The sequence below is a fragment of the Caballeronia sp. LZ062 genome (assembly GCF_031450785.1).
Classification (GTDB): domain Bacteria; phylum Pseudomonadota; class Gammaproteobacteria; order Burkholderiales; family Burkholderiaceae; genus Caballeronia.
In genome coordinates, this window is record NZ_JARTWB010000002.1 from 498,746 (window position 1) to 522,790 (window position 24,045).

Sequence of the window (24,045 nt, forward strand, 5' to 3'; positions counted from 1 at the left end):
GATCTGCGCATCGGCCACAGCTAAAAGGCTGTTTGGAAAGAGCACGCGCTGCCCGATGCAGAAAGGGCAGCACGTTCTATATTGGCCGCCCCAGTAGGCGAGCGTCTTGAGCACGATCGATTTCGAGTAAGCCCGGGCAATCGCTCGAATTTGCGCGCAGGCCTCGGCTGAACGGCATTGATTCGAAAGAGTACGCGCTGCCCGACGAAAACGGCGGCGCTCCTTTATTCGCGGGCGACCAGCAGGCGAGCGTCTTAAGCCAGAGCGATTCCGAGACAAGGCGGGCAGATCGCTCTAATCTGCCCGTCGGCCTGACCCGAACAACCATGATTCGAAAAAGCACGCGTTGCACGGACGAGCACGGCGGCGCGCGATTTGTCACCGCTCCAGCAGGCGAGCGTCTAAAGCTAGGGCGATTCCGGACGAAGCCGGGCAGATCGCTATGTTCGGCGCGTTGGCCTCAGCTAAACGGCTGTTCCGAGAGAGCACGCGTTGTCCGATTCAAAAAGGGGCCAGCGCGTTCTACATCCGCCGCCGGAGCAGGCGAGCGTCTTGAGCCAGACCGGTTCCGAGTACAGGCCGGGCGAATCGCTCCGATCTTCGCGTCGACCTCAGCTGATCGGCCATGGTTTAAGCGCACGCGCTGCCCGATGCAAAGGAACGGCGCGTGATTTCTCGTCCTTCCAGCAGGCGAGCGTCAGCCAAAGCGATTCGCGTTTAGTGCGGACAGTTCGCCCGGATCTGCGCGTCGCCTCGGCTGAACGTAACGGTTCAAGATAGCGCGCCGCCCGAAGAAAGGGGCGGCGCGTTCCTATTTGCCGCCCCAATAGGCAAGTGTCTTGAGCCAGAGCGATTCCGAATACAGCCCCGGTAAATCGCCCCAGATCTGCACCGGCCCCAGCTTGAACGACGTGTCGATGTCATAGCCCGACAAGCTCGGCGCGCCGCCGGTGTAATAGAACTCCTTGAGAATCGCGTTCGCGCGCCGGAACAGGATCAGCGTGGCGTGGTTGTCGTGCTCGTTGCGGCGGATCAGGGCGGGCATCGAATCGGCGTAGGACGTGCCGGCCAGCGTCGCGGCGTCCTCGGCGGGGCCGAAGACCTTGCCGCCCTTGATCGTGAAGACGCGCGTGCTGGCCGAATCGGCGCGCGGTGCGAGCACCGCGAGATCGTCGATGCCGTCTCCGTCGATATCGCCCGCCGCGACTTTTACGAACGCGGCGCGCAACGCCGGATACACGTTCGTGCGGTAGCCCGGCTCGAACGCTTTTCCCGTGCTCGCCATGTGCGACAGCGCCAGCGCGCCGTTCACATTCTCCATTGCGATGAGTCCCGCGCGCTCCGAACCCGCCAGGCGCGCCGGCACAAAGCGGGCGCTCGCGGACAGCGCGGACGCGTCGAGCCAGAGCGCGGGCGCGCTGCCCGTCGCGCCGTTCGACGCAACCACCCAGAGGTCCAGTCCCGCGTCCTTGCGCTGCTGCGCGATCATGACGTCGGCGCGGCCGTCGCCGTTGAAGTCGCCCGCGACGTATTGCTGCGCGATGGCGGGCGTCCATTCGGCGCTCGTCTGTAACCACAGGCGCGGCGCGTCGAAGCGCGTGCCCTCGCTTTTCAGCAGCCAGAACGCAGTGCCTCCATCGCGCGGCGTGACGACCATCAGATCGGCGCGGCCGTCGCCGTCGAAGTCGCCGAGCAGGAAGCGCGCGCTGTCGAAGCACAGCGTATCGGCCTCGCAGGTCGGCGTGCTCGCCTGCGGATCGAACGGCACGGCGTTCAGATACCACGGCACCGCCTGATCCAGACGCGACATCTCTGCCACCCAGACGTTGAAACCAGGCCCGTCCTTGCGACGCTGGACGTACACCGTGCTGTCGCGCCCGGTTCCGCGCACGTCGCCGTAGAGCGCGCCTTCCTGCCGGGTATCGGTCCATACGGTCTGCGGGGTCGGCGACCAGCGAGACTCCGCAGTCAGAAGCGAGCACCGCCCGGCGGTGACGGCGCCGCCTTTCTCGCCGAGGCAGTGATTCTGCGGCGTGTACACGAAGCCGAAGTCCCACGGCGTCCAGCGCTGCGACGCGCTCTTCGTGTTGCACGCTTCTTCGACGAGCCCGGAATCCCGCTCCGCGATGCACGCGTGCGTGCTCGCGTTGACGAGCAGCGCGTCGTTCTTTTCGCCGGGCGTGGCCGGCAACTGCTGCCAGAACCAGTTCTGCGACGCATCGCTCGTACAGGCGCCGAGGCGCGGCGGCTGGCCCGCGCCGCCGGATTGCAGGCATCGGCTCGAATATTCGTTGACGAGCTGAAACGGGCGCAACTGGAAGTCCGGGCCGGCGTCGTTGGCGCGCGCGGCGCTCCAGTAACGGCGCGCGACCCAGTTGCCGTCCCACATGTATTCGTCGAAGACGTGGCCCGCGTCGTTGCCGTCGACGGAGAAGTAGCTGCCGACGACATCGCGCTTGCGCAAAGTCTGGGCGGCGTCGAGATTCTTCGGCAAGCCGCCGGTGGGGTAGGTCACGTGATAACCGATGGGCACATCGCGCTTCAGGCTCTGCGCGACCACGCGCGTGACGCGCGCGGCATAGATGTGATCCGGGTGCTCCATGAACGCGACCGTGTCCGGGTTCAGCGTGTAAATGGCGGTCGCTTCGGAGAGTATCGCGCGCACGGTCGCCGACAAAGACGCGCGATCGTACGTCGTCGCGCCGCTGCCGTCCGCCTGCATCGGATAGGTCGTTACCGTCTGGCCGCGATCCCACAGCAGACCGAGCGGCACCTTGCCGCCGCGGACGCCGCCGCCCGGCAGGCGCAACTCGAGCAGCTTCACGCGCGGCTGCCCGCTTAGCACGAGCTGGTGCACGGGCTTGCCGGCGAGCATGACCGTCGATTCCTGCCACTGATCCGGCACGCCCGCCATGCGCGCATAGGCGAGCTTGGTGCCGGTCTCGCGCAGCAGCACGTAGTCGAATTTCGCGCCATTCGCGCCGCCGACGAGGTGAACGGTGGTGATGCACCAGCCGGCGTCGAGCTTGTCGGTGATGCCCGGATTGACGAAGAGCAGGTCGTCATCGAGATGCGCGACCACCGTCACGAGCGTGCCGGCGTGGCAATCGGCCGTGGCCTGCCCCGTGGCCGCGCGGGCGCAAACAGGAACAAGCAAGGCGAGGACGGCCCACGCCAGCGCGAGCAATGTCGTTCGGAATGAATTGATGCGGCTTTGTCGGTACATGCTTTTCCCGCAACGCGAGCCGGTTCACGGAATAAAGCAGAAGATTGCCGCGCGCCGCCCCATGCAGTCGGTTGCCGAACGAACATGTATGAGGGATGCACGCGCGCGCTCGTCCTTTCGTCCGGACGAAAAAAAGCCCCGCCGATCGGCGAGGCAAAAGTACTTGGAATGAACTTCTCGCTCGTGGAAACGAGAAGCGCGAACAGGGTAATGCCGGCTCGTTCGGGGAAGAATCGGAATCGTCGGAGATGCTGACTGCGGCCAGCGTTCGTGATTGTCGAGTGCTCAGAGTCAGCCTTTACCGATGGCTGACTCTCAGCAATTTATTCGGACGGGTCCGATACGAAGCGCGCGCCGCGGCCTCTATTCTCTCGCCGTAGCTCGCGTCGTCCGTGCCGCGGCTATGTCTCTCAAGGATGTTTGCCCCGCCTCGTGCGGGGTTTTTTTCGTGCGCGCGTTAGGCATCATCGCGCGACCAACAATAAAAAACCCGCGACGCTTGCGCGATCGCGGGTTTCTGAAGCGGGGTGGTGGAGGCGGCGGGAATCGAACCCGCGTCCAGAAGCGCTCTACGACCAGTTCTACATACTTAGTTCTGTCTTTTGATTTAACCGCAACGACGCGGACGAACACGCTGCGTTACGGCGATTCACTAAATTTTCGATCTTGGCGTCGTGACGCCACCAAGACTTATCTGACGTATATGACCTCTCGCGGTATTGCTACCCTAACCCGTCAGCGAATTAGTGAGAGGACGGCGGCCCTTAGGCCGCCAGTGCGAACGTATCGTCGTTTGCAGTTACGTTTTTCCCATTGATTAACGAGGTGACGGGTCCTCGGTATGCCCTGACCGCTTCACAACCCCTGTCGAAACCAGGTCGCCCCCAAAGCGGAACGGTGATTATCCCACGAAATACTGTATGAGGCGAACGGCGGCTTTTTTCAAGAGCCCGCCCGCACCGTCACGGGATCTCGCGCAGCAGCAGTTGCAGCTCCTCGGTTGATTCGACGACGTGATCCGCGTGCCAGCGATGCGGCGGAATGTCGTCGCCGCAATAGCCGTAGGCGGCCGCGACCGTGATCATGCCGGCGGCGAAGCCGGCTTGCACGTCGCGCAGGTCGTCGCCCACGTAGACGATGCGCTCCGGCGCGACGTCGAGCAACTCGGCCGCGTGCAAGAGCGGCGCGGGATGCGGCTTCGAATGCGGCGTCGTGTCGCCACAGACGAGACAGCCGGCACGCGTGTCGAGCCCGAGCAACGCGACGAGCGGCGCGGCGAGCCGCGTCACCTTGTTCGTGACGATGCCCCAGCGCACACCGCGCGCGTCGAGTTCGTCCAGCAGTTCGGTAATGCCGGGAAACAGCGTCGTTTCGATGCAGAGGTCGGCTTCGTAGTTAGCGAGGAACTCTTCGCGCATCGAGGCGAACTCGTGGTGCTCCGGTCCAATCTCGAAAGCGCCGCCCAGTAACCCGCGCGCACCCGCGGACGCGTAAGGACGCAGCGCCTCCAGCGGACGCATTTCGAGCCCGCGGTCGTGGCGCATCTTGTTGACGGCCGCCACGAGATCCGGCGCGGTATCTGCGATGGTGCCGTCCAGATCGAACAGCACCGCCTGGCAAAGCCCCAGCGAGCGGCCGTCGGCGGCGCGTTGCGGTTGAGGCGTAGGATCGTCGGGCAGGAGCTTGGTCTGGACGATGCCCGTTTCGTTTTGCTCTTCCGGATTCATCGCGTCACGCTTCCCGACGGCAAGCCATCATGTAGTTGATGCTCGTGTCGTTGGAAAGGCCGAAGTGCTGCGACACCGGCCGGTAGGTGATGCCCTTGATATCGACCGGCAAAAGCGACGCCGTGCGGGCGAACGTCGCGAGTTCCGAGGGCTTGATGAAGCGCGCGTAGTCGTGCGTGCCGCGCGGCAGCATCCGCGCGATGTATTCCGCGCCGATTACCGCAAAGAGATACGCCTTGGCATTGCGGTTGAGCGTGGAGAAGAACACCCAGCCGCCGGGTTTGACGAGCGCGGCGCACGCCGCCACGGTGCCGGCCGGGTTCGGCACGTGCTCCAGCATTTCCATGCAGGTCACGACGTCGTACGAACCGGGCTCGCGAGCCGCCAGCGCCTCGGCCGAGATTTCCTCGTAAGCCACTTCGACGCCGCTCTCCAGGCTATGCAGGTCCGCGACGCCCAGTGCGTTCGACGACAGATCGATGCCTTTGACCGTCGCGCCGCGCGTGGCCATGGACTCCGACAAAATGCCGCCGCCGCAGCCGATGTCGAGGACACGCTTGCCCATCAGATGCGCGTGCGCATCGATCCAGTCGAGCCGCACCGGATTGAGTTCGTGCAGCGGCTTGAACTCGGCGTTCGGGTCCCACCAGCGATGCGCCAGATCGCTGAATTTCTGCAGTTCGTGGGGATCGACATTCGTCATGAGAAGAACCTTGGCTGAATCGTGGATCAATTAGGACCGAGTATATAGGCGGTCATCAGGGCCGGCAAAACGCGAGGCGCGCCTCGGGCCGGCATTCCGCAAGAAACTTCGTCAATGCGCCGGCGCCGGGCATAAAAAAACCCCCGCCGAGGCGGGGGTTCGATCTGCGGCAAGCCGGCAGAACTTACTGTTGCGGCTGACGCGTCGTGCCGACAACTTCGACTTCCACGCGACGATCCGGTGCGAGGCAGGCGATGAGTTGCTTGCGGTTCTTCTGCGTGCACGAACCCTTCGTGACCGGGTCGCGCTTGCCTTTGCCTTCCGTGTAGATACGGTTGGCTTCGATGCCCTTGCTGACCAGGTACGCCTTCACAGCTTGCGCACGGCGCAGCGACAGACGGTCGTTGTACTTGTCCGAACCGATGCGGTCGGTGTAACCCGTTGCAACCACGACTTCCAGGTTCAGCGCGCCGATCTTCGATGCGAGATCGTCCAGCGCGGTCTTGCCGGCCGGCTTCAGGACTGCCTTGTCGAAGTCGAACAGGGCGTCGGCCTGGTACGTGACCTTCTGGCTGGTGATAGCGGGTGCTGCCGGCGGCGGCGGAGCAACTGCCGGAGCCGGAGCTTGCGCGACCAGTGCGCCATCGCACTTCGCGTTAGCCGTGGCCGGCGTCCAAAATGCGTCGCGCCAGCACAGTTCGTTCGTGCCGTTCATCCACACATACTCGCCCGTGCCATTCACCCAGTTGTCATTGACGGCTTGTCGCGAGGCCGGCACCGATTGCGCCGAGGCCGATGCAGCCATAACTGCGGTAGCTGCAATGAACGCGAGCTTTGAAAGTTTATTCATATTTCTCCTCTCGAAATTGAGATTACCGCAGGTTTACTGCGAGCCTTGTAGACGAAGACCGGTCATACATTGCTCGAAGTATAACATTCCCCTGCGGAACAAAACGCTTTGTATAGACTTCGAGCAGTGTCTAACTTTGTGCGTTGGCATTTTGCCATATCGTTCCCTTGCAACGATAAAAATATCCCTGCACCGAGTTCGCCCGCAACCTTATGTGGTGCCTCCGCAACAAGAAAGGGACAGTAGCCGGTCACAGTCCGGGGAAGGCGCCGAACGTGCGCACTTCACGTGCCTGAACGTGCCTTCCTGCGTATCTTCATCGCTGCCGCTTCGCCGTTTCGCGAAGAGGTGAGGCGGCATGATAGCCCGGCTCGATGACCAATTGACGGAAATCGTTCCCCAGTTTTTGTAAGTAATTGGTACAGCGTTCATGGCCCGCGGCGCTTGCGAGTAGCGACTCCGAGTACTTCAACACTATGTATACGCACCGCCCCGGGCGCACATGGGCCGCGTGGTAGAATCTCGCGATGCGCTGCGTTCGCAGCGCCGCAGCGTACGCCGGCTACGCGCCTGGCCGGCGCAAGTCGCGCGGCCGGCTCGCGGGTGTCGCGAAACTGACGAACGCGCTGCCGTGTCGCTGCTGCACAGTTCAAGACACGGATAATGGATCAATTCGCCAAAGAGACTCTGCCTATCTCCCTCGAGGAGGAAATGCGCCGTTCGTATCTCGATTACGCGATGAGCGTAATCGTCGGGCGCGCGCTTCCCGATGTCCGCGATGGCCTGAAGCCGGTGCATCGCCGGGCGCTGTACTCGATGCACGAACTGAATAACGACTGGAATCGCGCGTACAAGAAGTCGGCGCGTATCGTCGGCGACGTGATCGGTAAGTACCATCCGCACGGCGACGCCTCGGTGTACGAGACCATCGTTCGCATGGCGCAGCCGTTTTCGCTGCGTTACATGCTGGTAGACGGCCAGGGCAACTTCGGTTCTGTCGACGGCGACAACGCCGCCGCCATGCGCTACACCGAAATCCGCATGGCGAAAATCGGCCATGAGTTGCTCGCCGACATCGACAAGGAAACCGTCGACTTCGGTCCGAACTACGACGGCAGCGAGAACGAACCGCTCGTGCTGCCGGCGCGCATTCCGAATCTGCTGATCAACGGCTCGGCGGGCATCGCGGTCGGCATGGCGACCAATATTCCGCCGCACAATCTGCGCGAAATCGTCGATGCCTGTCTGCATCTGCTGAATAACCCTGAATCGTCGGTCGACGAGCTCATCGAGATCGTGCCCGCGCCGGACTTTCCGACGGCAGGCATCATCTATGGCGTGGCCGGCGTACGCGACGGCTATCGCACCGGCCGCGGGCGCGTCGTCATGCGCGCGGCCACGCACTTCGAAGAGATCGACCGCGGTCAGCGCATGGCGATCATCGTCGACGAAATTCCGTATCAGGTGAACAAGCGCACGCTGCTCGAGCGCATCGCGGAACTCGTCAACGAGAAGAAGATCGAGGGCATCTCCGACATTCGCGACGAATCCGACAAGAGCGGCATGCGCGTCGTGATCGAACTGAAGCGCGGAGAAGTGCCCGAAGTCGTCCTGAACAACCTGTACAAGCAGACGCAGCTTCAGGACACCTTCGGCATGAACCTGGTCGCGCTCGTCGACGGCCAGCCGAAGCTGCTGAATCTGAAGGAAATGCTGGAATGCTTCCTGTCGCATCGACGGGAAGTGCTGACGCGGCGCACGGTGTACGAACTGCGCAAGGCGCGCGACCGCGGGCACGTGCTCGAAGGTCTCGCCGTCGCGCTCGCGAACATCGACGAATTCATCGCGATCATCAAGGCCGCGCCCACGCCGCCTATCGCGAAACAGGAGTTGATGAACCGTCCGTGGGACTCGTCGCTCGTGCGCGAAATGCTGACGCGCGCCGAGACGGAAGCGTCGGGTGGACGTCTCGCGTACCGTCCGGAAGGGTTGAATCCGGCTTACGGTTTGCAGGAAGACGGCCTCTACAAGCTGTCGGACGTGCAGGCGCAGGAAATCTTGCAGATGCGTCTGCAACGCCTGACCGGCCTCGAGCAGGACAAGATCGTCGGCGAGTATCGCGAAGTCATGGCGCAGATCGCCGACCTGCTCGACATCCTCGCGCGCCCGGAACGCATTCGCCAGATGATCGTGGACGAACTCGGCCAGGTGCGCGCGGAATTCGGCGACGATCGCCGCTCGCGCATCGAAATGAATGCGACCGAGCTCAATACCGAAGACCTGATCACGCCGCAGGAAATGGTCGTGACCATGTCCCATGCCGGCTACGTGAAGTCGCAGCCGCTGTCCGAATACCGCGCGCAGAAGCGCGGCGGGCGCGGCAAGCAGGCCACGCAGATGAAGGAAGACGACTGGATCGACACGCTCTTCATCGCGAACACGCACGATCACATGCTGTGCTTCTCGAACCGCGGCCGCGTGTATTGGATCAAGGTGTACGAAGTGCCGCAGGGCTCGCGCAACTCGCGCGGCCGTCCGATCGTCAACATGTTCCCGTTGCAGGACGGCGAGAAGATCAACGTCGTTCTGCCGATCAAGGAATTCTCGGCGGACAAGTACGTGTTCATGGCCACCGCGCTCGGCACCGTCAAGAAGACGCCGCTCGAAGCGTTCAGCCGTCCGCTCAAGAAGGGCATCATCGCGGTCGGTCTGGATGACGGCGACTACCTCATCGGCGCGGCCATCACCGACGGCGCGCACGACGTCATGCTGTTCTCGGACTCGGGCAAGGCCGTGCGTTTCGACGAAAACGACGTCCGCGCGATGGGCCGCGAAGCGCGCGGCGTGCGTGGCATGCAGCTCGAAGAAGGGCAGCAGGTCATCGCGCTCTTGGTGGCGGGCGGCGAGAACCAGTCCGTGCTGACGGCCACGCAGAACGGTTTCGGCAAGCGCACGCCGATCAACGAATACACGCGCCACGGCCGCGGCACGAAGGGCATGATCGCGATCCAGACATCGGAGCGCAACGGCAAGGTGGTCGCCGCGACGCTCGTCGATTCGGAAAGCCAGATCATGCTGATCACCACGTCTGGCGTGCTCATTCGCACGCGTGTGTCCGAAATCCGCGAAATGGGCCGTGCAACCCAAGGTGTTACACTCATCAGCCTTGACGAGGGCACGAAGTTGTCGGGACTGCAGCATATCGCCGAAGCCGAGGCGGACGCCGAGCTCGAGGAAGCGGACGCAGCCAATGCCGCAGCGGACACCGACGCCTCAACTGCACCGCCGGACGACACGCCGAACGGCGAAGGTGACGAAAGCGCCTGATATTTTTTGTGTCGCCCGTTTCCGGTTATCGCTTTTGAAAGCCTGAATTGGTTAAGCTGCGCGACGTGAGCCTGATGTCGGCGCTGCGCTCTTCATGTGAAAGAAGCGCAGCGGCGGCTATGCGGACGTGCAAGGCTCGTCGCCAGTGCTGACTGAATATTTTTTACAGGGAGTAATGATGCAAGGACGTTTCAAGCAGTGGATGTTGCTGGCCGCTTTCGTGCCGACTTTCGCGATGGCTCAGTCGCTTCAGAACCAGGCGCCGAACCAGGCGGCGGCGCCGGCCGCAGCAGCACCGGTTGATCCGGCCAAGCAAGCTGCGATCAAGGATCTGCTGGACGCAATCGACGCGCAAAAGCTCGTCGGCGCAATCGGCAACAGCGCACAGATGCAAGCGAAGCAGCTCGTTCCGGCCATCCTGTCGGACGCGCTGTCGGAGAACAAGTCGCTGAACGACAAGCAGAAGCAGGCAGCCGTCCCGACGCTGCAGAAGAACGCAGTGCCGAAGCTGGTGGACTCGGCTGGCCAGGTGTTCGCCACGGACAACTTCCGCCAGGACGCCATGAAGGCCCAGTACGACGCATACGCGAAGTACTACTCGACCGACGAAATCAAGGATCTGACGAACTTCTACAAGAGCCCGACGGGCCGCAAGTTCATTCAGGTTCAGGACCAGGTTGGCCGCGACGTCGTCAACGGTCTGATGCAGAAGTACATGCCGCAAGCCATCAAGGCGACCCGCACGCAAGCGGACCAAGAAGTGGCAAGCGTCAAGCCGGGCAAGTAAGCACGGCGCGACAACCGGAAAACTCGCAGCGGGGCGCGCTGCCCCGCGCGTTGGCGGGTTTTCAGGACAGTGCGATAATGGCTGTTTGCGCGAAAGCGCAAGCAGCCATTTCTTTTTCAGGCGCGCGTCATCCGCTGAACCAAGCGACTCGACGCAACGTCGCGCCTGCCATTCGGGATTTCCACATGCGCGTGTTCAATTTCTCCGCCGGCCCGGCCGCCATGCCAGAAGAAGTGTTGAGGCAAGCCGCCGACGAAATGCTCGACTGGCAAGGTAGCGGCATGAGCGTGATGGAAATGAGCCACCGCGGCGCCGAATTCATGTCGATCCATGAAGCGGCGCTCGCGGACCTGCGCGAACTGCTGAACGTGCCTGCGTCGCATCGGATTCTGTTTCTGCAAGGCGGCGGCATTGGCGAGAACGCCATCGTGCCGATGAATCTGCTCGGCTCGAAAAAGACGGTGGATTTCGTCGTGACCGGTTCGTGGTCGACGAAGTCATACAAGGAAGCGCAGAAGTACTGCACGCCGCACATCGCGGCCACCGGCAAGACGGAAGAGGGCTACACGCGCGTGCCGGCCATCGGCGAGTGGAAGCTGTCCGACGATCCCGCCTACGTGCATCTGTGCACGAACGAAACCATCGACGGCGTCGAGGCGTTCGACATTCCCGATCTCGGCGACATTGCGCTCGTCGCGGATGCGTCGTCGCACATCCTGTCGCGTCCGATGGACGTCGCCAAGTTCGGCGCGCTCTTCGCGGGCGCGCAGAAAAACATCGGCATGGCGGGCGTGACGGTCGTGATGGTGCGCGAGGACTTGCTCGACCGCGCGCTGCCCATCTGCCCGTCCGCGTTCGAATGGAAGACGGTCGCCGAGAACAACTCGATGTTCAACACGCCGCCCACGTACGCCATCTACATGGCCGGGCTCGTCTTCAAGTGGCTGAAGAAGCAGGGCGGCCTCGAGGCGATGGAAGCGCGCAACGTCGAGAAAGCGAAGCTGCTCTACGACACCATCGACGCGAGCGATTTCTACGTGAACAAGGTGAATCGGCAGAACCGTTCGCGCATGAACGTGCCGTTCTTTCTCGCCGATGAATCGCGCAATACCGATTTCCTGGCCGGCGCCAAAGCGCGCGGGCTACTGCAGCTGAAGGGCCACAAGTCCGTCGGTGGCATGCGGGCATCGATCTACAACGCGGTGCCGGTCGAGGGCGTCAGGGCGCTCGTCGACTATATGAAGGAATTCGAGCGGACGAGCGCGTGAACGCGCCGTCGCTCCTCTAACCGCATTCGCACAACACGCACCGCATGGACGACGATCTTAATTCAAGACTCAAACCGCTGCGTGAGCGCATCGACGCGCTCGACGCACAACTCATCGCGCTGCTGAATCAGCGCGCTTCGGTCGCCCTCGAAGTGGGCGAGGTGAAGAAGCACTTCAACGCGCCGGTGTTTCGCCCGGAGCGCGAAATGCAGGTCATCGCGCGTTTGCAGGCCATCAGCGACGGCCCGCTCGCCGCCGACCACATCAGCGCGATCTGGCGCGAGATCATGGCCGCGAGCCGCGCGCTCGAACAGACGCTGCGCGCCGCGTTCCTCGGGCCCGTCGGCACCTACAGCGAACAGGCGATGTTCGAATACTTCGGGCATTCCATCGAGGGGCTGCCGTGCCCGTCCATCGACGAAGTGTTCCGCTCGGTCGAAGCCGGGGCGGCACAGTACGGCGTCGTGCCGGTCGAGAATTCGGCGGAAGGCGCGGTGTCGCGCACGCTGGATTTGCTGCTGCAAACGCAACTCGTGATCGGCGGCGAACTCGCCTTGCCGATTCATCACAATCTGCTGACGGCGTCCGGCTCTCTCGAAGGCGTGACGCGCGTTTGCGCACACCCGCAGGCGCTCGCGCAATGCCAGCGGTGGCTCTCCGCGAACGCGCCGCATCTGGAGCGGCAGGCGGTGTCGAGCAATGCGGAAGCGGCCCGCATGGCCGTGGCGGACCCGACGGTGGCGGCCATCGCCGGCGACCGCGCCGCGACGCACTACGGCCTCGGTGTCGTGTATTCGCTGATTCAGGACGATCCGCACAACCGCACGCGTTTTGTCATCATCGGCAAGCAGCCGTCGGATGCGAGCGGTCACGACCAGACGTCGCTCATCGTGTCTGTCGCTAACGAGCCGGGGGCGGTGTTCAAGCTGCTGGAGCCGCTCGCGAAGCACGGCGTGTCGATGACGCGCTTCGAGTCGCGGCCCGCGCGTGTCGGGACGTGGGAGTACTACTTCTATATCGATCTCGAAGGCCATCGCAACGATGCGTCGGTGGCCGCCGCGCTGGAGGAACTCGGGCAGAAGGCCGCGTTTCTCAAGATTCTCGGGTCGTATCCGCGCGCCCGGTAAAATCCGCGCTTTCAGCAGTTCTGTCTTCCGCGTCGTCGACGCGTTTTTTGCGATGTCCCGTGGCCGCGTTCACTTTCAATAAACTGGTTATTTTCGGCGTCGGCCTGATCGGCGGGTCGCTCGCGCGCGCACTGCGCGAACGCGCCGGGCTGGCCGGGCGCGTGGTCGGCGTCGGGCGCTCGGCGCAGTCGGTGGCGCGCGCGGTCGAGCTGGGCGTAATCGATGAAGCCGCCGCGCTCGATGACGACGCCGCGCTCGCTCGCGCGTTGCAGGGCGCCGATATCGTGCTGCTCGCCGCGCCGGTCGCGCAGACGCAGCCGTTGCTCGCGCGCATCGCGCCGTTTCTGGACGCGCACGCCATCGTGACGGATGCCGGCAGCACGAAGAGCGACGTCGTCGCGGCGGCGCGCGCGGCGCTTTCCGAGCGCGTCGCGCAGTTCGTGCCGGGGCATCCGATAGCCGGGCGCGAGTCGAGCGGCGTCGATGCCGCGTTGCCTGATCTGTACGTCGACCGCAATGTCGTGCTGTGTCCGCTGACCGAGAACGCACCGCAAGCCGTCGAGCGCATTGCCGCGATGTGGCGCGCGACGGGCGCGGCGGTGCACACGATGAGCGAGGCGCAGCATGATCGCGTGTTCGCGTCGGTGAGCCATCTGCCGCATGTGCTGTCGTTCGCGCTCGTCGAGCAGATTCTCGAAGCGCCGGACGCGCAACTGAAGTTTTCGTTCGCGGCGGGCGGTTTTCGCGATTTCACGCGCATTGCGGCGTCGAGCCCGGAAATGTGGCGCGACGTGTGTCTTGCGAACCGGGCCGCGCTGCTGGCTGAACTCGACGCCTACGCGGACGTGCTCGCGCGGTTTCGCGCGGCCATCGACGCATCGGACGGCGCGGCGCTCGAAGCGGCATTCGCGCGCTCGCGCGTGGCGCGCACGGAGTGGCAGGAACGCGGCGGCAAGACGATTCCCGGCGATTCGCCCACGAAATAAGACACCCAGGACACAGCATGGAACATCTCGATCTCGGACCTTTCGCGCGCGCGTCCGGCACGGTGCGGCTGCCCGGCTCGAAAAGCATCTCGAACCGCGTGCTGCTGCTCGCCGCGCTTTCGACCGGCGAAACGGCGATCACCAATCTGCTCGATTCCGACGACACGCGCGTGATGCTCGCCGCGCTGGAGACGCTCGGCGTGACGCTCAGGCGCGATGGCGAGCGCGTGATCGTCACGGGCACGGGCGGCGCGTTTCCGTCGAAGTCGGCGGAGCTTTTTCTCGGCAACGCGGGAACGGCGGTTCGTCCGCTGACGGCGGCGCTCGCGGTCAACGGCGGCGAATATCGCGTGCACGGCGTGCCGCGGATGCATGAGCGGCCCATCGGCGATCTCGTCGACGGGTTGCGTCAGATCGGCGCGAAAATCGACTACGAGCAGAACGACGGCTTCCCGCCGCTCAAAATTCACGCGTCGCATATCGCCGTGGACAAGCCCATTCGCGTGCGCGGCGACGTGTCGAGCCAGTTTCTCACCGCGCTCCTGATGAGCCTGCCGGTTATCGAGGGCCGGAGCGGCCCGGTGACGATCGAAGTCGAAGGCGAGCTCATTTCGAAGCCGTATATCGAGATCACGGTGCGGCTGATGGAACGCTTCGGCGTCACTGTCGAGCGCGACGGCTGGGCGCGGTTCACCGTTCCCGCGGGCGCGTCGTACCGGTCTCCCGGCGCGATCATGGTGGAAGGCGACGCGTCGTCCGCGTCGTATTTTCTGGCGGCGGGCGCCATCGGCCACGGGCCGGTGCGCGTGGAAGGCGTCGGGCGGTCGAGCATTCAGGGCGACGTCGGCTTCGCGGATGCGCTCAATCGCATGGGCGCGAACGTGATGATGGGCGACGACTGGATCGAAGTGCGTGGCGTCGAGTCCGACGACGGCAAGCTCGCGCCCATCGACATGGACTTCAACCTGATTCCCGACGCCGCGATGACCATTGCCGTGGCCGCGCTGTTCGCGAACGGCACGACGACGCTGCGCAACATCGCGAGCTGGCGCGTGAAGGAAACCGACCGCATCGCCGCGATGGCGACCGAATTGCGCAAGGTCGGCGCGACAGTCGAAGAGGGCGCGGATTATCTGGTCGTCACGCCGCCGGCGAAACTGACCGCCAACGCCGCGATCGACACCTACGACGATCACCGCATGGCGATGTGCTTTTCGCTCGTGAGTCTCGGCGGCGTGCCGGTGCGCATCAACGATCCGAAGTGCGTGAACAAGACTTTCCCCGACTATTTCGACCGTTTCGCGACGCTCGTGAGAACGTGAGCCGTGCAATGTCTTCCATCACCAGAACAGCAATAACGGGCCGAAACGGCCATACGCAATGAAACCGAGCCGTCCATTCGACCCCACTCCAGTCATCACCATCGACGGGCCGACGGCGTCCGGCAAGGGCACGGTCGCGGCGGTCGTCGCGGCCACGCTCGGCTTTCACCTGCTCGACAGCGGCGCGCTGTACCGGCTCGCCGCGCTCGCGAGCGTCCGTTACGGCATCGACAAGGGCGACGCCCCCGCGCTTGCAAACCTCGTCGGCGACCTGCATATCACCTTCCGCGAGGGATGCGCGCAGCTCGACGGCGTCGATGTATCGACTGAAATCCGCGCCGAGGAAATCGGCAATCGCGCGTCCGCGATCGCGGTGCATCCCGAAGTGCGGCAGGCGCTCGTCGCCCGCCAGCGGGCGTTCCGCAAGCGCCCGGGACTCGTCGCCGACGGCCGCGACATGGGCACGGTCATCTTCCCCGACGCCACACTGAAGGTCTTCCTGACCGCGAGCGTCGAGGCCCGCGCGGCGAGACGCCATAAGCAATTGATGCAAAAAGGCTTTTCTGCTAATATGGATGACTTGCTGCGCGATTTGCGCGAACGCGACGCCCGCGACATGAACCGGGCAGCCGCGCCGCTCAAGCCTGCGGCGGACGCGAAGACGCTGGACACCTCCGGTTTGTCGATCGATCAAGCGGTCGAGCAGATCATCGGCTGGTACAGCGAAGTGCGCGTGTAGCTGAAACTGTAGTAGATGTGCCGGTTCGCCCGCCACTTGCGGTCGGCTGCCGGATAGTTGGGTGCTCCGTCATGTGGCGGAGCGTGTGTTAAACCCCTTAACCCCGTACGGCTCCGCGCATCGTCGGCCATAGGCCATTAGCGCAAAAGCTGTGCAAATATTGATTTTTATGTCCGACCTGCAAACCTCCACCCCGAATAACGAATCTTTCGCGGCTCTGTTCGAAGAGTCGCTGACCAAGCAGGACATGCGCGCTGGCGAAGTGATCTCCGCCGAAGTCGTGCGTGTCGACCACAACTTCGTGGTCGTAAATGCTGGTCTGAAGTCCGAAGCCTATATTCCGCTCGAAGAGTTCCTGAACGACGCGGGTGAAGTGGAAGTGCAGGCGGGCGACTTCGTTTCCGTCGCGATCGACGCGCTGGAAAACGGCTATGGCGACACCATCCTGTCGCGCGACAAGGCGAAGCGTCTGGCTTCGTGGCTGTCGCTGGAAAAGGCGCTGGACAACAACGAGCTCGTCACCGGCACCATCACCGGCAAGGTGAAGGGCGGCATGACCGTGATGGTCAACGGCATCCGCGCGTTCCTGCCGGGTTCGCTCGTGGATACGCGTCCGGTGAAGGACACGACCCCGTACGAAGGCAAGACGCTCGAATTCCGCGTCATCAAGCTCGACCGCAAGCGTAACAACGTCGTGCTGTCGCGCCGCGCTGTGATCGAAGCCACGCAAGGCGAAGAGCGCGCAAAGCTGCTCGAAACGCTGAAGGAAGGCGCGATCGTGGAAGGCGTGGTCAAGAACATCACCGACTACGGCGCGTTCGTGGACCTGGGCGGCATCGACGGCCTGCTGCACATCACCGACATCGCATGGCGTCGTGTGCGTCACCCGTCGGAAGTGCTGTCGGTTGGCCAGGAAGTCACCGCGAAGATCCTCAAGTTCGACCAAGAGAAGAACCGCGTCTCGCTCGGTATCAAGCAACTGGGCGACGATCCGTGGGAAGGCATCTCGCGCCGTTACCCGTCGGGCACGCGTCTGTTCGGTAAGGTCACGAACATCACCGACTACGGCGCATTCGTCGAAGTGGAATCGGGCATCGAAGGCCTGGTCCACGTGTCGGAAATGGACTGGACCAACAAGAACGTTGCACCGTCGAAGGTCGTGCAGCTGGGCGACGAAGTCGAAGTCATGGTTCTCGAAATCGACGAAGACCGCCGCCGTATCAGCCTCGGCATGAAGCAGTGCAAGCCGAATCCGTGGGACGACTTCAGCCGCAACTTCAAGAAGGGCGACAAGCTGCAAGGCGCGATCAAGTCGATCACCGACTTCGGCGTCTTCATCGGCCTGCCGGGCGGCATCGACGGTCTGGTTCACCTGTCGGACCTGTCGTGGTCGGAAACGGGCGAAGAAGCGGTTCGCAAGTACAAGAAGGGCGACGAAGTCGAAGCCGTGGTTCTGGGCATCGACGTCGAGAAGGAGCGCATCTCGCTCGGCATCAAGCAGCTCGAAGGCGATCCGTTCAGCAACTTCGTCGCGATCAACGACAAGGGCGCGATCGTCGACGGCGTCGTGAAGTCGGTCGATCCGAAGGGTGCGGTCGTCACGCTGTCGGGTGAAGTCGAAGGCTACCTGCGCGCTTCGGAAATCGCACAAGACCGCGTGGAAGATGCGCGCAATGTGCTGAAGGAAGGCGACAAGGTCAACGCGATGATCATCAATATCGATCGCAAGTCGCGCGGCATCAACCTGTCGATCAAGGCGAAGGATTCGGCCGAGCAGCAGGAAGCCATGCGCGGCCTGCAAGCTTCGGACTCGAACGCCGCCGCTACCGGCACGACCAACCTCGGCGCGCTGCTGAAGGCCAAGCTCGACGGCCAGAACAGCTAAGCCTTAACGGTACTGCTGCAGTATGACCAAATCGGAATTGGTCGCCCAGTTGGCCTCGCGATTTCCGCAACTTGTGCTCAAGGATGCGGATTTCGCGGTCAAGACGATGCTCGATGCGATGTCGGAGGCGCTTGCCAACGGTCATCGCATCGAAATTCGCGGCTTCGGCAGCTTCGGGCTCAACCGTCGTCCGTCGCGCGTCGGGCGCAATCCCAAGTCGGGTGAAAAAGTGCTGGTGCCGGAGAAATTCGTGCCGCACTTCAAGCCGGGCAAGGAGTTGCGCGAACGCGTCGATGGCCGCGCGGGCGAGCCGCTGAAGGCGTCGAACGACGACGATGCGGACGATCTCTGATCGGCGCGCATCGGCAGGAAAATTCGTCTGCGCGTGTGCACAGACGGTCCGCCGCGACGTCCGGCCATGAGGCAATCGACCAGAAAAGCACCCCTTGCGGGTGCTTTTTTTTCGCCCCGACGCGCCGCACGCGTGGGCATCGCGTTCGCTAGCGCACATAGCGCCGGCCATTTCGTCGGAGGCTTGCGCCGCGCCGGTGCTTCGCAGCAAACGCATCCATTACAATACCGGTCACTTTGACTCGGGTAATCACGTAGGCCGGACGGCGAATAGACGGCCGCGAGATGCAACCGCTATTGCGAGACGTACATGAAATTCATAGTCTGGCTGATCCGCGTTCTGGTGTTCGTGTTGTTGCTCGTGCTGGCGCTCGCCAATACGCAGCCGGCGACATTGAACTTCCTCGCAGGCTACGCCTGGCAGGCGCCGCTGATCCTGATCGGCCTGGCATTTTTCGTAGTGGGACTGCTCGCCGGGCTCGTGTCCGCCGTGCCTGCGGTGCTGCGATTGCGGCTCGAAAACGGCCGTCTGAAGCGCGACGTGCGCGTCGCCCGAGAAGCGCCGGTGGTCAAAGAAGAACCGCCGATGCCGCCGCTCATCTGAACGCGCATCATCCGGGCGGCGCGCACGCTTGCCGTTGCCCGAAGCAGACACCTAACCGACTCACCGACCAAAACGCATGGATCTAGACTTCTGGTGGCTGCTCGTCATCCCCGTGGCTTTCGCGCTGGGCTGGATGGCATCCCGCTACGACCTGAAAACGCTGCTATCCGAAAATGCGAACCTGCCGCGCTCGTACTTTCGCGGCCTGAATTTCCTGCTCAACGAGCAGCACGACAAGGCGATCGACGCCTTCATCGAAGTCGCCAAGCTGGACCCGGAAACCATCGAGCTGCACTTCGCGCTCGGTAATCTGTTTCGACGGCGCGGCGAGACGGATCGCGCCATCCGCGTGCATCAAAATCTGTTGAGCCGCGCGGACCTGCCGGTCGCCGAACGCGATCACGCGCTGTATGAACTGGGGCAGGATTTCCTGAAAGCGGGCTTGCTGGATCGCGCCGAGGAAACGTTCCGGTCGCTGGACGCCGGCGAATATTCGCTCGGCGCACAGCGCGCTTTGCTGACCATTTACGAGATCGAAAAGGACTGGCCGAAGTCCATCACGACGGCCGAGCGCATCGAGAAGATGGGCGCGCCGTCGCTGCATATGGAAATTGCGCATTTCCATTGCGAACTCGCGCAGGAAGCCTTGCAGCGCAAGAATCAGGACGATGCGCGCGCCGAACTGAAGCTCGCGCTGGCGTCGAATCCGGACAACGTCCGCGCCACGATTCTCTCGGGCGACGCCGAAGCCGCTGCCGGAAACGTCGAAGCCGCGATTGCAGCCTGGAAGCGCGTCGAGGCGCAGAATGAAGCGTATTTGCCGCTCGTGGCGGAAAAGCTGATGAAGGGGTACGCCGCGCTCGGGCGCAAGGAAGAGGGCGTCGACTTGCTGATCGACTACGCGACGCGGTACCCGTCGAACGATCTGCTGGATGTTGCGTACAAGCATGTTCAGGAACTGCGCGGCCTCGACGCGGCGCACGCGCTCGTGCGCAGGCAGATGGAAATCGCACCGAATCTTGCGGGCATGACGCGCTTGCTCGAAGCGCAGGAAGCGACCGCCGAGGAGCCGCGCCGGGGCGAGCTGGAGCTCATGCGCACGCTGGTGAGACAACGCACCAAGAATTTGCCGCGGTACACATGTCAGACGTGTGGATTCCGCGCGCGCCTCTTTTATTGGCAGTGCCCCGGCTGCAGCGGCTGGGAGACTTACGCGCCACGACGCGTCGAACCGATCACGAGTTCGGCCTGACTTCGCACACCATCGCGAGCGCGCAGTTTCCGCGCTCATCATCATCGCCGCTATCTTAGAAACCTACGGAGAGCTATGAAAGTTACCATCGTTGGTACGGGTTACGTCGGTCTCGTGACCGGTGCTTGCCTCGCTGAAATCGGCAATGACGTGTTCTGTGTCGATGTCGATCCGCGCAAGATCGAGATCCTCAATAACGGCGGCGTGCCGATTCACGAGCCGGGCCTCCAGGAAATGCTCAAGCGCACCCGCGCGGCCGGTCGCATCCAGTTCTCCACCGACGTGAAGGCGAGCGTCGAGCACGGCGACATCCAGTTCATCGCGGTCGGCACGCCGCCCGACGAAGACGGCTCCGCCGACTTGCAGTACGTGCTCGCGGCCGCGCGCAACATCGGACGCTATTCGAACGGCTTCAAGGTGATCGTCGACAAATCGACGGTGCCGGTCGGCACGGCGCTGCAAGTCAAGCGCGTCGTGGACGAAGAACTGAAGGCGCGCGGCGTTGGCGACGGCTTCTCCGTCGTGTCGAATCCGGAGTTCCTGAAGGAAGGCGCTGCAGTCGACGACTTCATGCGGCCCGACCGAATCGTGATCGGCATCGACGACGATCAGGCGGGCAACCGCGCGCGCGAAATGATGAAGCGCCTCTACGCGCCGTTCAACCGCAATCACGAGCGCACGCTTTACATGGATGTGCGCTCCGCCGAGTTCACGAAGTACGCGGCCAACGCCATGCTCGCCACGCGCATCTCGTTCATGAACGATCTCTCAAACCTGGCCGATGCAGTCGGCGCGGACATCGAATCCGTGCGTCGCGGCATTGGCTCGGACCCGCGCATCGGGTATCACTTCCTGTATGCGGGTTGCGGCTACGGCGGCTCGTGCTTCCCGAAGGACGTGCAGGCGCTCGTGCAGACGGCGCGCGAAAACGGGCATCGGCTGCAAATTCTGGAATCGGTCGAAGCGGTCAACAACGCGCAGAAGGAAGTGCTCGTCAACAAGATCGTCAAGCGCATGGGCGAAGACCTGCACGGCCGCACGTTCGCCGTATGGGGCCTCGCGTTCAAGCCGAACACCGATGACATGCGCGAGGCGTCGAGCCGGCGTCTGATCGCGTCGCTCCTGGAACGCGGCGCGACGGTGCGGGCGTACGATCCTGTCGCGATGGCCGAAGCGCAGCGCGTGTTCGCGCTCGATCTCGAAGGCCGCCGCGAGGACATGGAGCGTCTGCACTTCGTGCAAACGCAGCAGGAAGCGTTGACGGGCGCGGACGCGCTCGTCATCGTGACGGAGTGGAAGGAATTCAAGAGCCCGGACTTCGGGCACTTGAAGAGCGAGCTGAAGATGCCGGTTATCTTCGACGGCCGCAATTTGTATGAACCGGAAGCGATGGCCGAACTAGGCATCGATTATTTTGCAATAGGACGTCCCCATGTCGAACTCGACGGCAATGGCAGCCGGCAATAGCCCGGCGAATATCCCAGTGGTGCCGCGCGCCCGCATTTCGGCGGCGCGCGTGCTGGTGGTCGGCGATGTCATGCTCGACCGCTACTGGTTCGGCGACGTGAACCGCATCTCGCCCGAGGCGCCCGTGCCGGTCGTGCACGTGCAGAAGAAGGAGGATCGCCTGGGCGGGGCGGCGAACGTCGCGCGCAACGCGGCGGCGCTCGGCGCGCAGGCGGGTCTGCTGTGCGTCGTGGGGCATGACGAGCCGGGCGAGCGCATCGTGGAGCTGCTCGGCGAGAGCCGGGTCGCCGCGCACCTCGCGCGCGACCCGGAGTTACTCACGACCATCAAGTTGCGCGTGTTGTCGCGCCAGCAGCAACTGCTGCGCGTCGACTTCGAGAACACGCCGAATCACGAAGTGCTGCGCGCGTGCCTCGAACGCTTCACGGAACTGCTGCCGCAGCACGACGTGATTCTGATGTCGGACTACGCGAAGGGCGGTCTCACGCACGTGACGAAGATGATCGCCGACGCGCGCGAGGCCGGCAAACCCGTGCTCGTCGATCCGAAGGGCGACGACTGGGAGCGTTATCGCGGCGCGACGCTCATCACGCCGAATCGCGCGGAACTGCGCGAAGTGATCGGCCACTGGAAGTCCGAAGAAGATTTGCATGAGCGCGTGACGAAGCTGCGCGCGGATCTGGATCTTGGCGCGCTCTTGCTGACGCGTTCGGAAGAGGGCATGACGCTCTTCACCGAGAACCAGGTGCTGCACAACTCGGCCGAAGCGCGCGAAGTGTATGATGTGTCGGGCGCGGGCGACACCGTCATCGCAACGGTCGCCACCATGCTCGGCGCAGGCGTGCCGCTGGTCGATTCGATCGTGTATGCGAACCGCGCGGCCGGCATCGTCGTGGGCAAGCTCGGCACGGCGACCGTCGACTACAACGAACTCTTCGCCTGATCTCACATGACTTTCATCGTTACCGGGGCGGCCGGCTTCATCGGCAGCAATATCGTCAAGGCGCTCAACGAGCGCGGCGAGCATCGCGTGATCGCGGTGGACAACCTCACGCGCGCCGACAAGTTCAGGAATCTGGTCGATTGCGAGATCGACGATTACCTCGACAAGACCGAGTTCATCGAGCGCTTCCGGCGCGGCGACTTCGGCAAGGTGCGCGCGGTGTTCCATGAAGGCGCCTGCTCGGACACGATGGAAACCGACGGCCGCTACATGATGGACAACAACTTCCGGTACAGCCGGGATGTGATGGACATCTGTCTCGCGCAGGGCGCGCAGTTCCTCTATGCGTCGTCGGCGGCCACGTACGGCGGATCGAGCCGCTTCGTCGAGGAGCGCGAAGTCGAGAAGCCGCTCAACGTCTACGGCTATTCGAAGTTCCTTTTCGATCAGATCGTGCGTCAGGTGTTGCCGAAGGCGGGCAGCCAGATCGTCGGCTTTCGCTACTTCAACGTGTACGGTCCGCGCGAGACGCACAAGGGGCGCATGGCGTCGGTCGCATTCCACAACTTCAACCAGTTCCGCGCGGAAGGTAAAGTCAAGCTCTTCGGCGAATACAACGGCTACGCGGCCGGCGAGCAGACGCGCGATTTCGTGTCCGTGGAAGACGTCGTGAAGGTCAATCTGCACTTCCTCGATCATCCGGAGAAGTCGGGCATCTTCAATCTCGGCACGGGGCGCGCGCAGCCGTTCAACGACATCGCCTCGACGGTCGTCAACTCGCTTCGCGCGATCGACGGCGAAGCGCCGCTGTCGCTCGCGGAACTCGTGCAGCGCGGGCTGATCGAGTACGTTCCGTTTCCCGACGCGCTGCGCGGCAAGTACCAGTGCTTCACGCAAGCGGATCAGACCCGTCTGCGCGCAGCCGGCTACGACGCGCCGTTTCTCACCGTTCAGGAAGGCGTCGACCGCTACGTGCGTTGGCTATTCGGCCAGCTATAAGCGCCTTCGAAGTCTCTCTACACTGGGTCTCGCGGTCGGCACTGTTCGCCGGCCGGTTCTTCTGGAGACTCAGTATGTTCAAGCAAGCCCTTTCGACCCTCGTCGCGTTCGCGCTCACCCTGTCCATCGGTTCGGCGCTCGCGGCGGTCGATGTCAACACTGCCAATACCGATGCCTTGCGCGGCATCAAGGGCATCGGCCCGGCGAAGGCGAAAGCCATTCTCGATGAACGTCAGGCGCACGGCCCCTTCAAGGACGCGGCCGATCTCAGCTCGCGCGTGAAAGGCATGGGCGGCAAGACGGTGCAACGGCTCACGGCCGAAGGTCTGACCATCGGCACCGCATCGAAAACCGCAGCGGCCACCGCCGCGACTGGGGCGAACAGCGCGAACAGCGTCAGCGCGACGCCCGTGCTGTCGTCGCCGGCGTCGAAGCCCGTCGTCGTCAAAAAGTAAGCGGTAGTGCGCGCGGCGTGGCTTGTC

Annotated in this window: 19 protein-coding genes and 1 other RNA gene; 15 read left to right on the plus strand and 5 right to left on the minus strand. The window is 63.4% G+C overall.

Annotated elements, in window-relative coordinates:
- Nucleotides 1–811: 811 nt before the first annotated feature.
- The 5 genes from P9239_RS08330 to ompA all read right to left on the minus strand — a co-directional run bounded on the left by P9239_RS08330 (nt 812) and on the right by ompA (nt 6,506).
- The gene (locus tag P9239_RS08330) at nt 812–3,226 is read right to left on the minus strand and encodes an FG-GAP-like repeat-containing protein (protein ID WP_309750024.1); all 2,415 of its coding nucleotides are present in this window, start codon (nt 3,224–3,226) and stop codon (nt 812–814) included.
- A gap of 528 nt (nt 3,227–3,754) precedes the next feature.
- Nucleotides 3,755–4,112, minus strand: a transfer-messenger RNA (tmRNA) gene (gene ssrA / locus P9239_RS08335).
- A 76-nt stretch (nt 4,113–4,188) separates the two neighbouring features.
- Nucleotides 4,189–4,953 carry a phosphoglycolate phosphatase gene (gene gph / locus P9239_RS08340; RefSeq protein ID WP_309750025.1) on the minus strand — a complete coding sequence of 255 codons (765 nt, stop codon included), beginning with the start codon at nt 4,951–4,953 and terminating at the stop codon, nt 4,189–4,191.
- A 4-nt stretch (nt 4,954–4,957) separates the two neighbouring features.
- Nucleotides 4,958–5,656: a bifunctional 2-polyprenyl-6-hydroxyphenol methylase/3-demethylubiquinol 3-O-methyltransferase UbiG gene (gene ubiG, locus P9239_RS08345; protein ID WP_309750026.1), complete on the minus strand. Its 699-nt coding sequence runs from the start codon at nt 5,654–5,656 to the stop codon at nt 4,958–4,960.
- A 184-nt stretch (nt 5,657–5,840) separates the two neighbouring features.
- Entirely contained in the window at nt 5,841–6,506 is a 666-nt protein-coding gene (gene ompA / locus P9239_RS08350) for an outer membrane protein OmpA (protein WP_175944633.1), read from the minus strand.
- Nucleotides 6,507–7,169: 663 nt separating this feature from the next.
- On the opposite strand from ompA, the gene gyrA reads away from it, so the two are divergent.
- From gyrA to P9239_RS08425, 15 genes are all read left to right on the plus strand, one after another.
- Nucleotides 7,170–9,833: a DNA gyrase subunit A gene (gene gyrA / locus P9239_RS08355; protein WP_309750027.1), complete on the plus strand. Its 2,664-nt coding sequence runs from the start codon at nt 7,170–7,172 to the stop codon at nt 9,831–9,833.
- A 178-nt stretch (nt 9,834–10,011) separates the two neighbouring features.
- The gene (locus P9239_RS08360; RefSeq protein WP_159838093.1) at nt 10,012–10,620 is read left to right on the plus strand and encodes a DUF2059 domain-containing protein; all 609 of its coding nucleotides are present in this window, start codon (nt 10,012–10,014) and stop codon (nt 10,618–10,620) included.
- A gap of 185 nt (nt 10,621–10,805) precedes the next feature.
- Nucleotides 10,806–11,888, plus strand: a complete 1,083-nt coding sequence (serC, locus tag P9239_RS08365; protein ID WP_309750028.1) for a 3-phosphoserine/phosphohydroxythreonine transaminase — start codon at nt 10,806–10,808, stop codon at nt 11,886–11,888.
- A gap of 44 nt (nt 11,889–11,932) precedes the next feature.
- A complete protein-coding gene (gene pheA, locus P9239_RS08370; protein WP_309750029.1) occupies nt 11,933–13,015 on the plus strand; it encodes a prephenate dehydratase in 1,083 nt (360 codons plus the stop codon).
- 59 nt (nt 13,016–13,074) lie between these two features.
- The gene (locus P9239_RS08375) at nt 13,075–14,001 is read left to right on the plus strand and encodes a prephenate dehydrogenase/arogenate dehydrogenase family protein (protein ID WP_309750030.1); all 927 of its coding nucleotides are present in this window, start codon (nt 13,075–13,077) and stop codon (nt 13,999–14,001) included.
- Nucleotides 14,002–14,018: 17 nt separating this feature from the next.
- A complete protein-coding gene (aroA, locus tag P9239_RS08380) occupies nt 14,019–15,323 on the plus strand; it encodes a 3-phosphoshikimate 1-carboxyvinyltransferase (RefSeq protein ID WP_309750031.1) in 1,305 nt (434 codons plus the stop codon).
- Between the two features lie 58 nt (nt 15,324–15,381).
- The gene (cmk, locus tag P9239_RS08385; protein WP_175944621.1) at nt 15,382–16,062 is read left to right on the plus strand and encodes a (d)CMP kinase; all 681 of its coding nucleotides are present in this window, start codon (nt 15,382–15,384) and stop codon (nt 16,060–16,062) included.
- A 151-nt stretch (nt 16,063–16,213) separates the two neighbouring features.
- Entirely contained in the window at nt 16,214–17,947 is a 1,734-nt protein-coding gene (rpsA, locus tag P9239_RS08390) for a 30S ribosomal protein S1 (RefSeq protein WP_175944619.1), read from the plus strand.
- Nucleotides 17,948–17,969: 22 nt separating this feature from the next.
- Entirely contained in the window at nt 17,970–18,299 is a 330-nt protein-coding gene (locus tag P9239_RS08395) for an integration host factor subunit beta (protein WP_008342376.1), read from the plus strand.
- 309 nt (nt 18,300–18,608) lie between these two features.
- Nucleotides 18,609–18,902: a LapA family protein gene (locus tag P9239_RS08400; protein WP_309750032.1), complete on the plus strand. Its 294-nt coding sequence runs from the start codon at nt 18,609–18,611 to the stop codon at nt 18,900–18,902.
- Nucleotides 18,903–18,978: 76 nt separating this feature from the next.
- Nucleotides 18,979–20,154: a lipopolysaccharide assembly protein LapB gene (lapB, locus tag P9239_RS08405; RefSeq protein WP_309750033.1), complete on the plus strand. Its 1,176-nt coding sequence runs from the start codon at nt 18,979–18,981 to the stop codon at nt 20,152–20,154.
- Between the two features lie 75 nt (nt 20,155–20,229).
- A complete protein-coding gene (locus tag P9239_RS08410; protein ID WP_309750034.1) occupies nt 20,230–21,621 on the plus strand; it encodes a UDP-glucose/GDP-mannose dehydrogenase family protein in 1,392 nt (463 codons plus the stop codon).
- Nucleotides 21,587–22,564: a D-glycero-beta-D-manno-heptose-7-phosphate kinase gene (gene rfaE1, locus P9239_RS08415; protein ID WP_244140210.1), complete on the plus strand. Its 978-nt coding sequence runs from the start codon at nt 21,587–21,589 to the stop codon at nt 22,562–22,564. The genes P9239_RS08410 and rfaE1 overlap by 35 nt, the downstream gene beginning before the upstream one ends.
- A gap of 6 nt (nt 22,565–22,570) precedes the next feature.
- Nucleotides 22,571–23,563 carry an ADP-glyceromanno-heptose 6-epimerase gene (rfaD, locus tag P9239_RS08420; protein WP_309750035.1) on the plus strand — a complete coding sequence of 331 codons (993 nt, stop codon included), beginning with the start codon at nt 22,571–22,573 and terminating at the stop codon, nt 23,561–23,563.
- 74 nt (nt 23,564–23,637) lie between these two features.
- Nucleotides 23,638–24,018, plus strand: a complete 381-nt coding sequence (locus P9239_RS08425) for a helix-hairpin-helix domain-containing protein (protein ID WP_309750036.1) — start codon at nt 23,638–23,640, stop codon at nt 24,016–24,018.
- Nucleotides 24,019–24,045 lie beyond the last annotated feature (27 nt).

What these genes read in the sequence shown, in the direction of transcription:
- P9239_RS08330 (WP_309750024.1), bottom strand. Translation starts at nt 3,226, where the DNA reads ATGTACCGACAAAGCCGCATCAATTCATTCCGAACGACATTGCTCGCG.
- gph (WP_309750025.1), bottom strand. Translation starts at nt 4,953, where the DNA reads ATGAATCCGGAAGAGCAAAACGAAACGGGCATCGTCCAGACCAAGCTC.
- ubiG (WP_309750026.1), bottom strand. Translation starts at nt 5,656, where the DNA reads ATGACGAATGTCGATCCCCACGAACTGCAGAAATTCAGCGATCTGGCG.
- ompA (WP_175944633.1), bottom strand. Translation starts at nt 6,506, where the DNA reads ATGAATAAACTTTCAAAGCTCGCGTTCATTGCAGCTACCGCAGTTATG.
- gyrA (WP_309750027.1), top strand. Translation starts at nt 7,170, where the DNA reads ATGGATCAATTCGCCAAAGAGACTCTGCCTATCTCCCTCGAGGAGGAA.
- P9239_RS08360 (WP_159838093.1), top strand. Translation starts at nt 10,012, where the DNA reads ATGCAAGGACGTTTCAAGCAGTGGATGTTGCTGGCCGCTTTCGTGCCG.
- serC (WP_309750028.1), top strand. Translation starts at nt 10,806, where the DNA reads ATGCGCGTGTTCAATTTCTCCGCCGGCCCGGCCGCCATGCCAGAAGAA.
- pheA (WP_309750029.1), top strand. Translation starts at nt 11,933, where the DNA reads ATGGACGACGATCTTAATTCAAGACTCAAACCGCTGCGTGAGCGCATC.
- aroA (WP_309750031.1), top strand. Translation starts at nt 14,019, where the DNA reads ATGGAACATCTCGATCTCGGACCTTTCGCGCGCGCGTCCGGCACGGTG.
- cmk (WP_175944621.1), top strand. Translation starts at nt 15,382, where the DNA reads ATGAAACCGAGCCGTCCATTCGACCCCACTCCAGTCATCACCATCGAC.
- P9239_RS08395 (WP_008342376.1), top strand. Translation starts at nt 17,970, where the DNA reads ATGACCAAATCGGAATTGGTCGCCCAGTTGGCCTCGCGATTTCCGCAA.
- P9239_RS08400 (WP_309750032.1), top strand. Translation starts at nt 18,609, where the DNA reads ATGAAATTCATAGTCTGGCTGATCCGCGTTCTGGTGTTCGTGTTGTTG.
- lapB (WP_309750033.1), top strand. Translation starts at nt 18,979, where the DNA reads ATGGATCTAGACTTCTGGTGGCTGCTCGTCATCCCCGTGGCTTTCGCG.
- P9239_RS08410 (WP_309750034.1), top strand. Translation starts at nt 20,230, where the DNA reads ATGAAAGTTACCATCGTTGGTACGGGTTACGTCGGTCTCGTGACCGGT.
- rfaE1 (WP_244140210.1), top strand. Translation starts at nt 21,587, where the DNA reads ATGTCGAACTCGACGGCAATGGCAGCCGGCAATAGCCCGGCGAATATC.
- rfaD (WP_309750035.1), top strand. Translation starts at nt 22,571, where the DNA reads ATGACTTTCATCGTTACCGGGGCGGCCGGCTTCATCGGCAGCAATATC.
- P9239_RS08425 (WP_309750036.1), top strand. Translation starts at nt 23,638, where the DNA reads ATGTTCAAGCAAGCCCTTTCGACCCTCGTCGCGTTCGCGCTCACCCTG.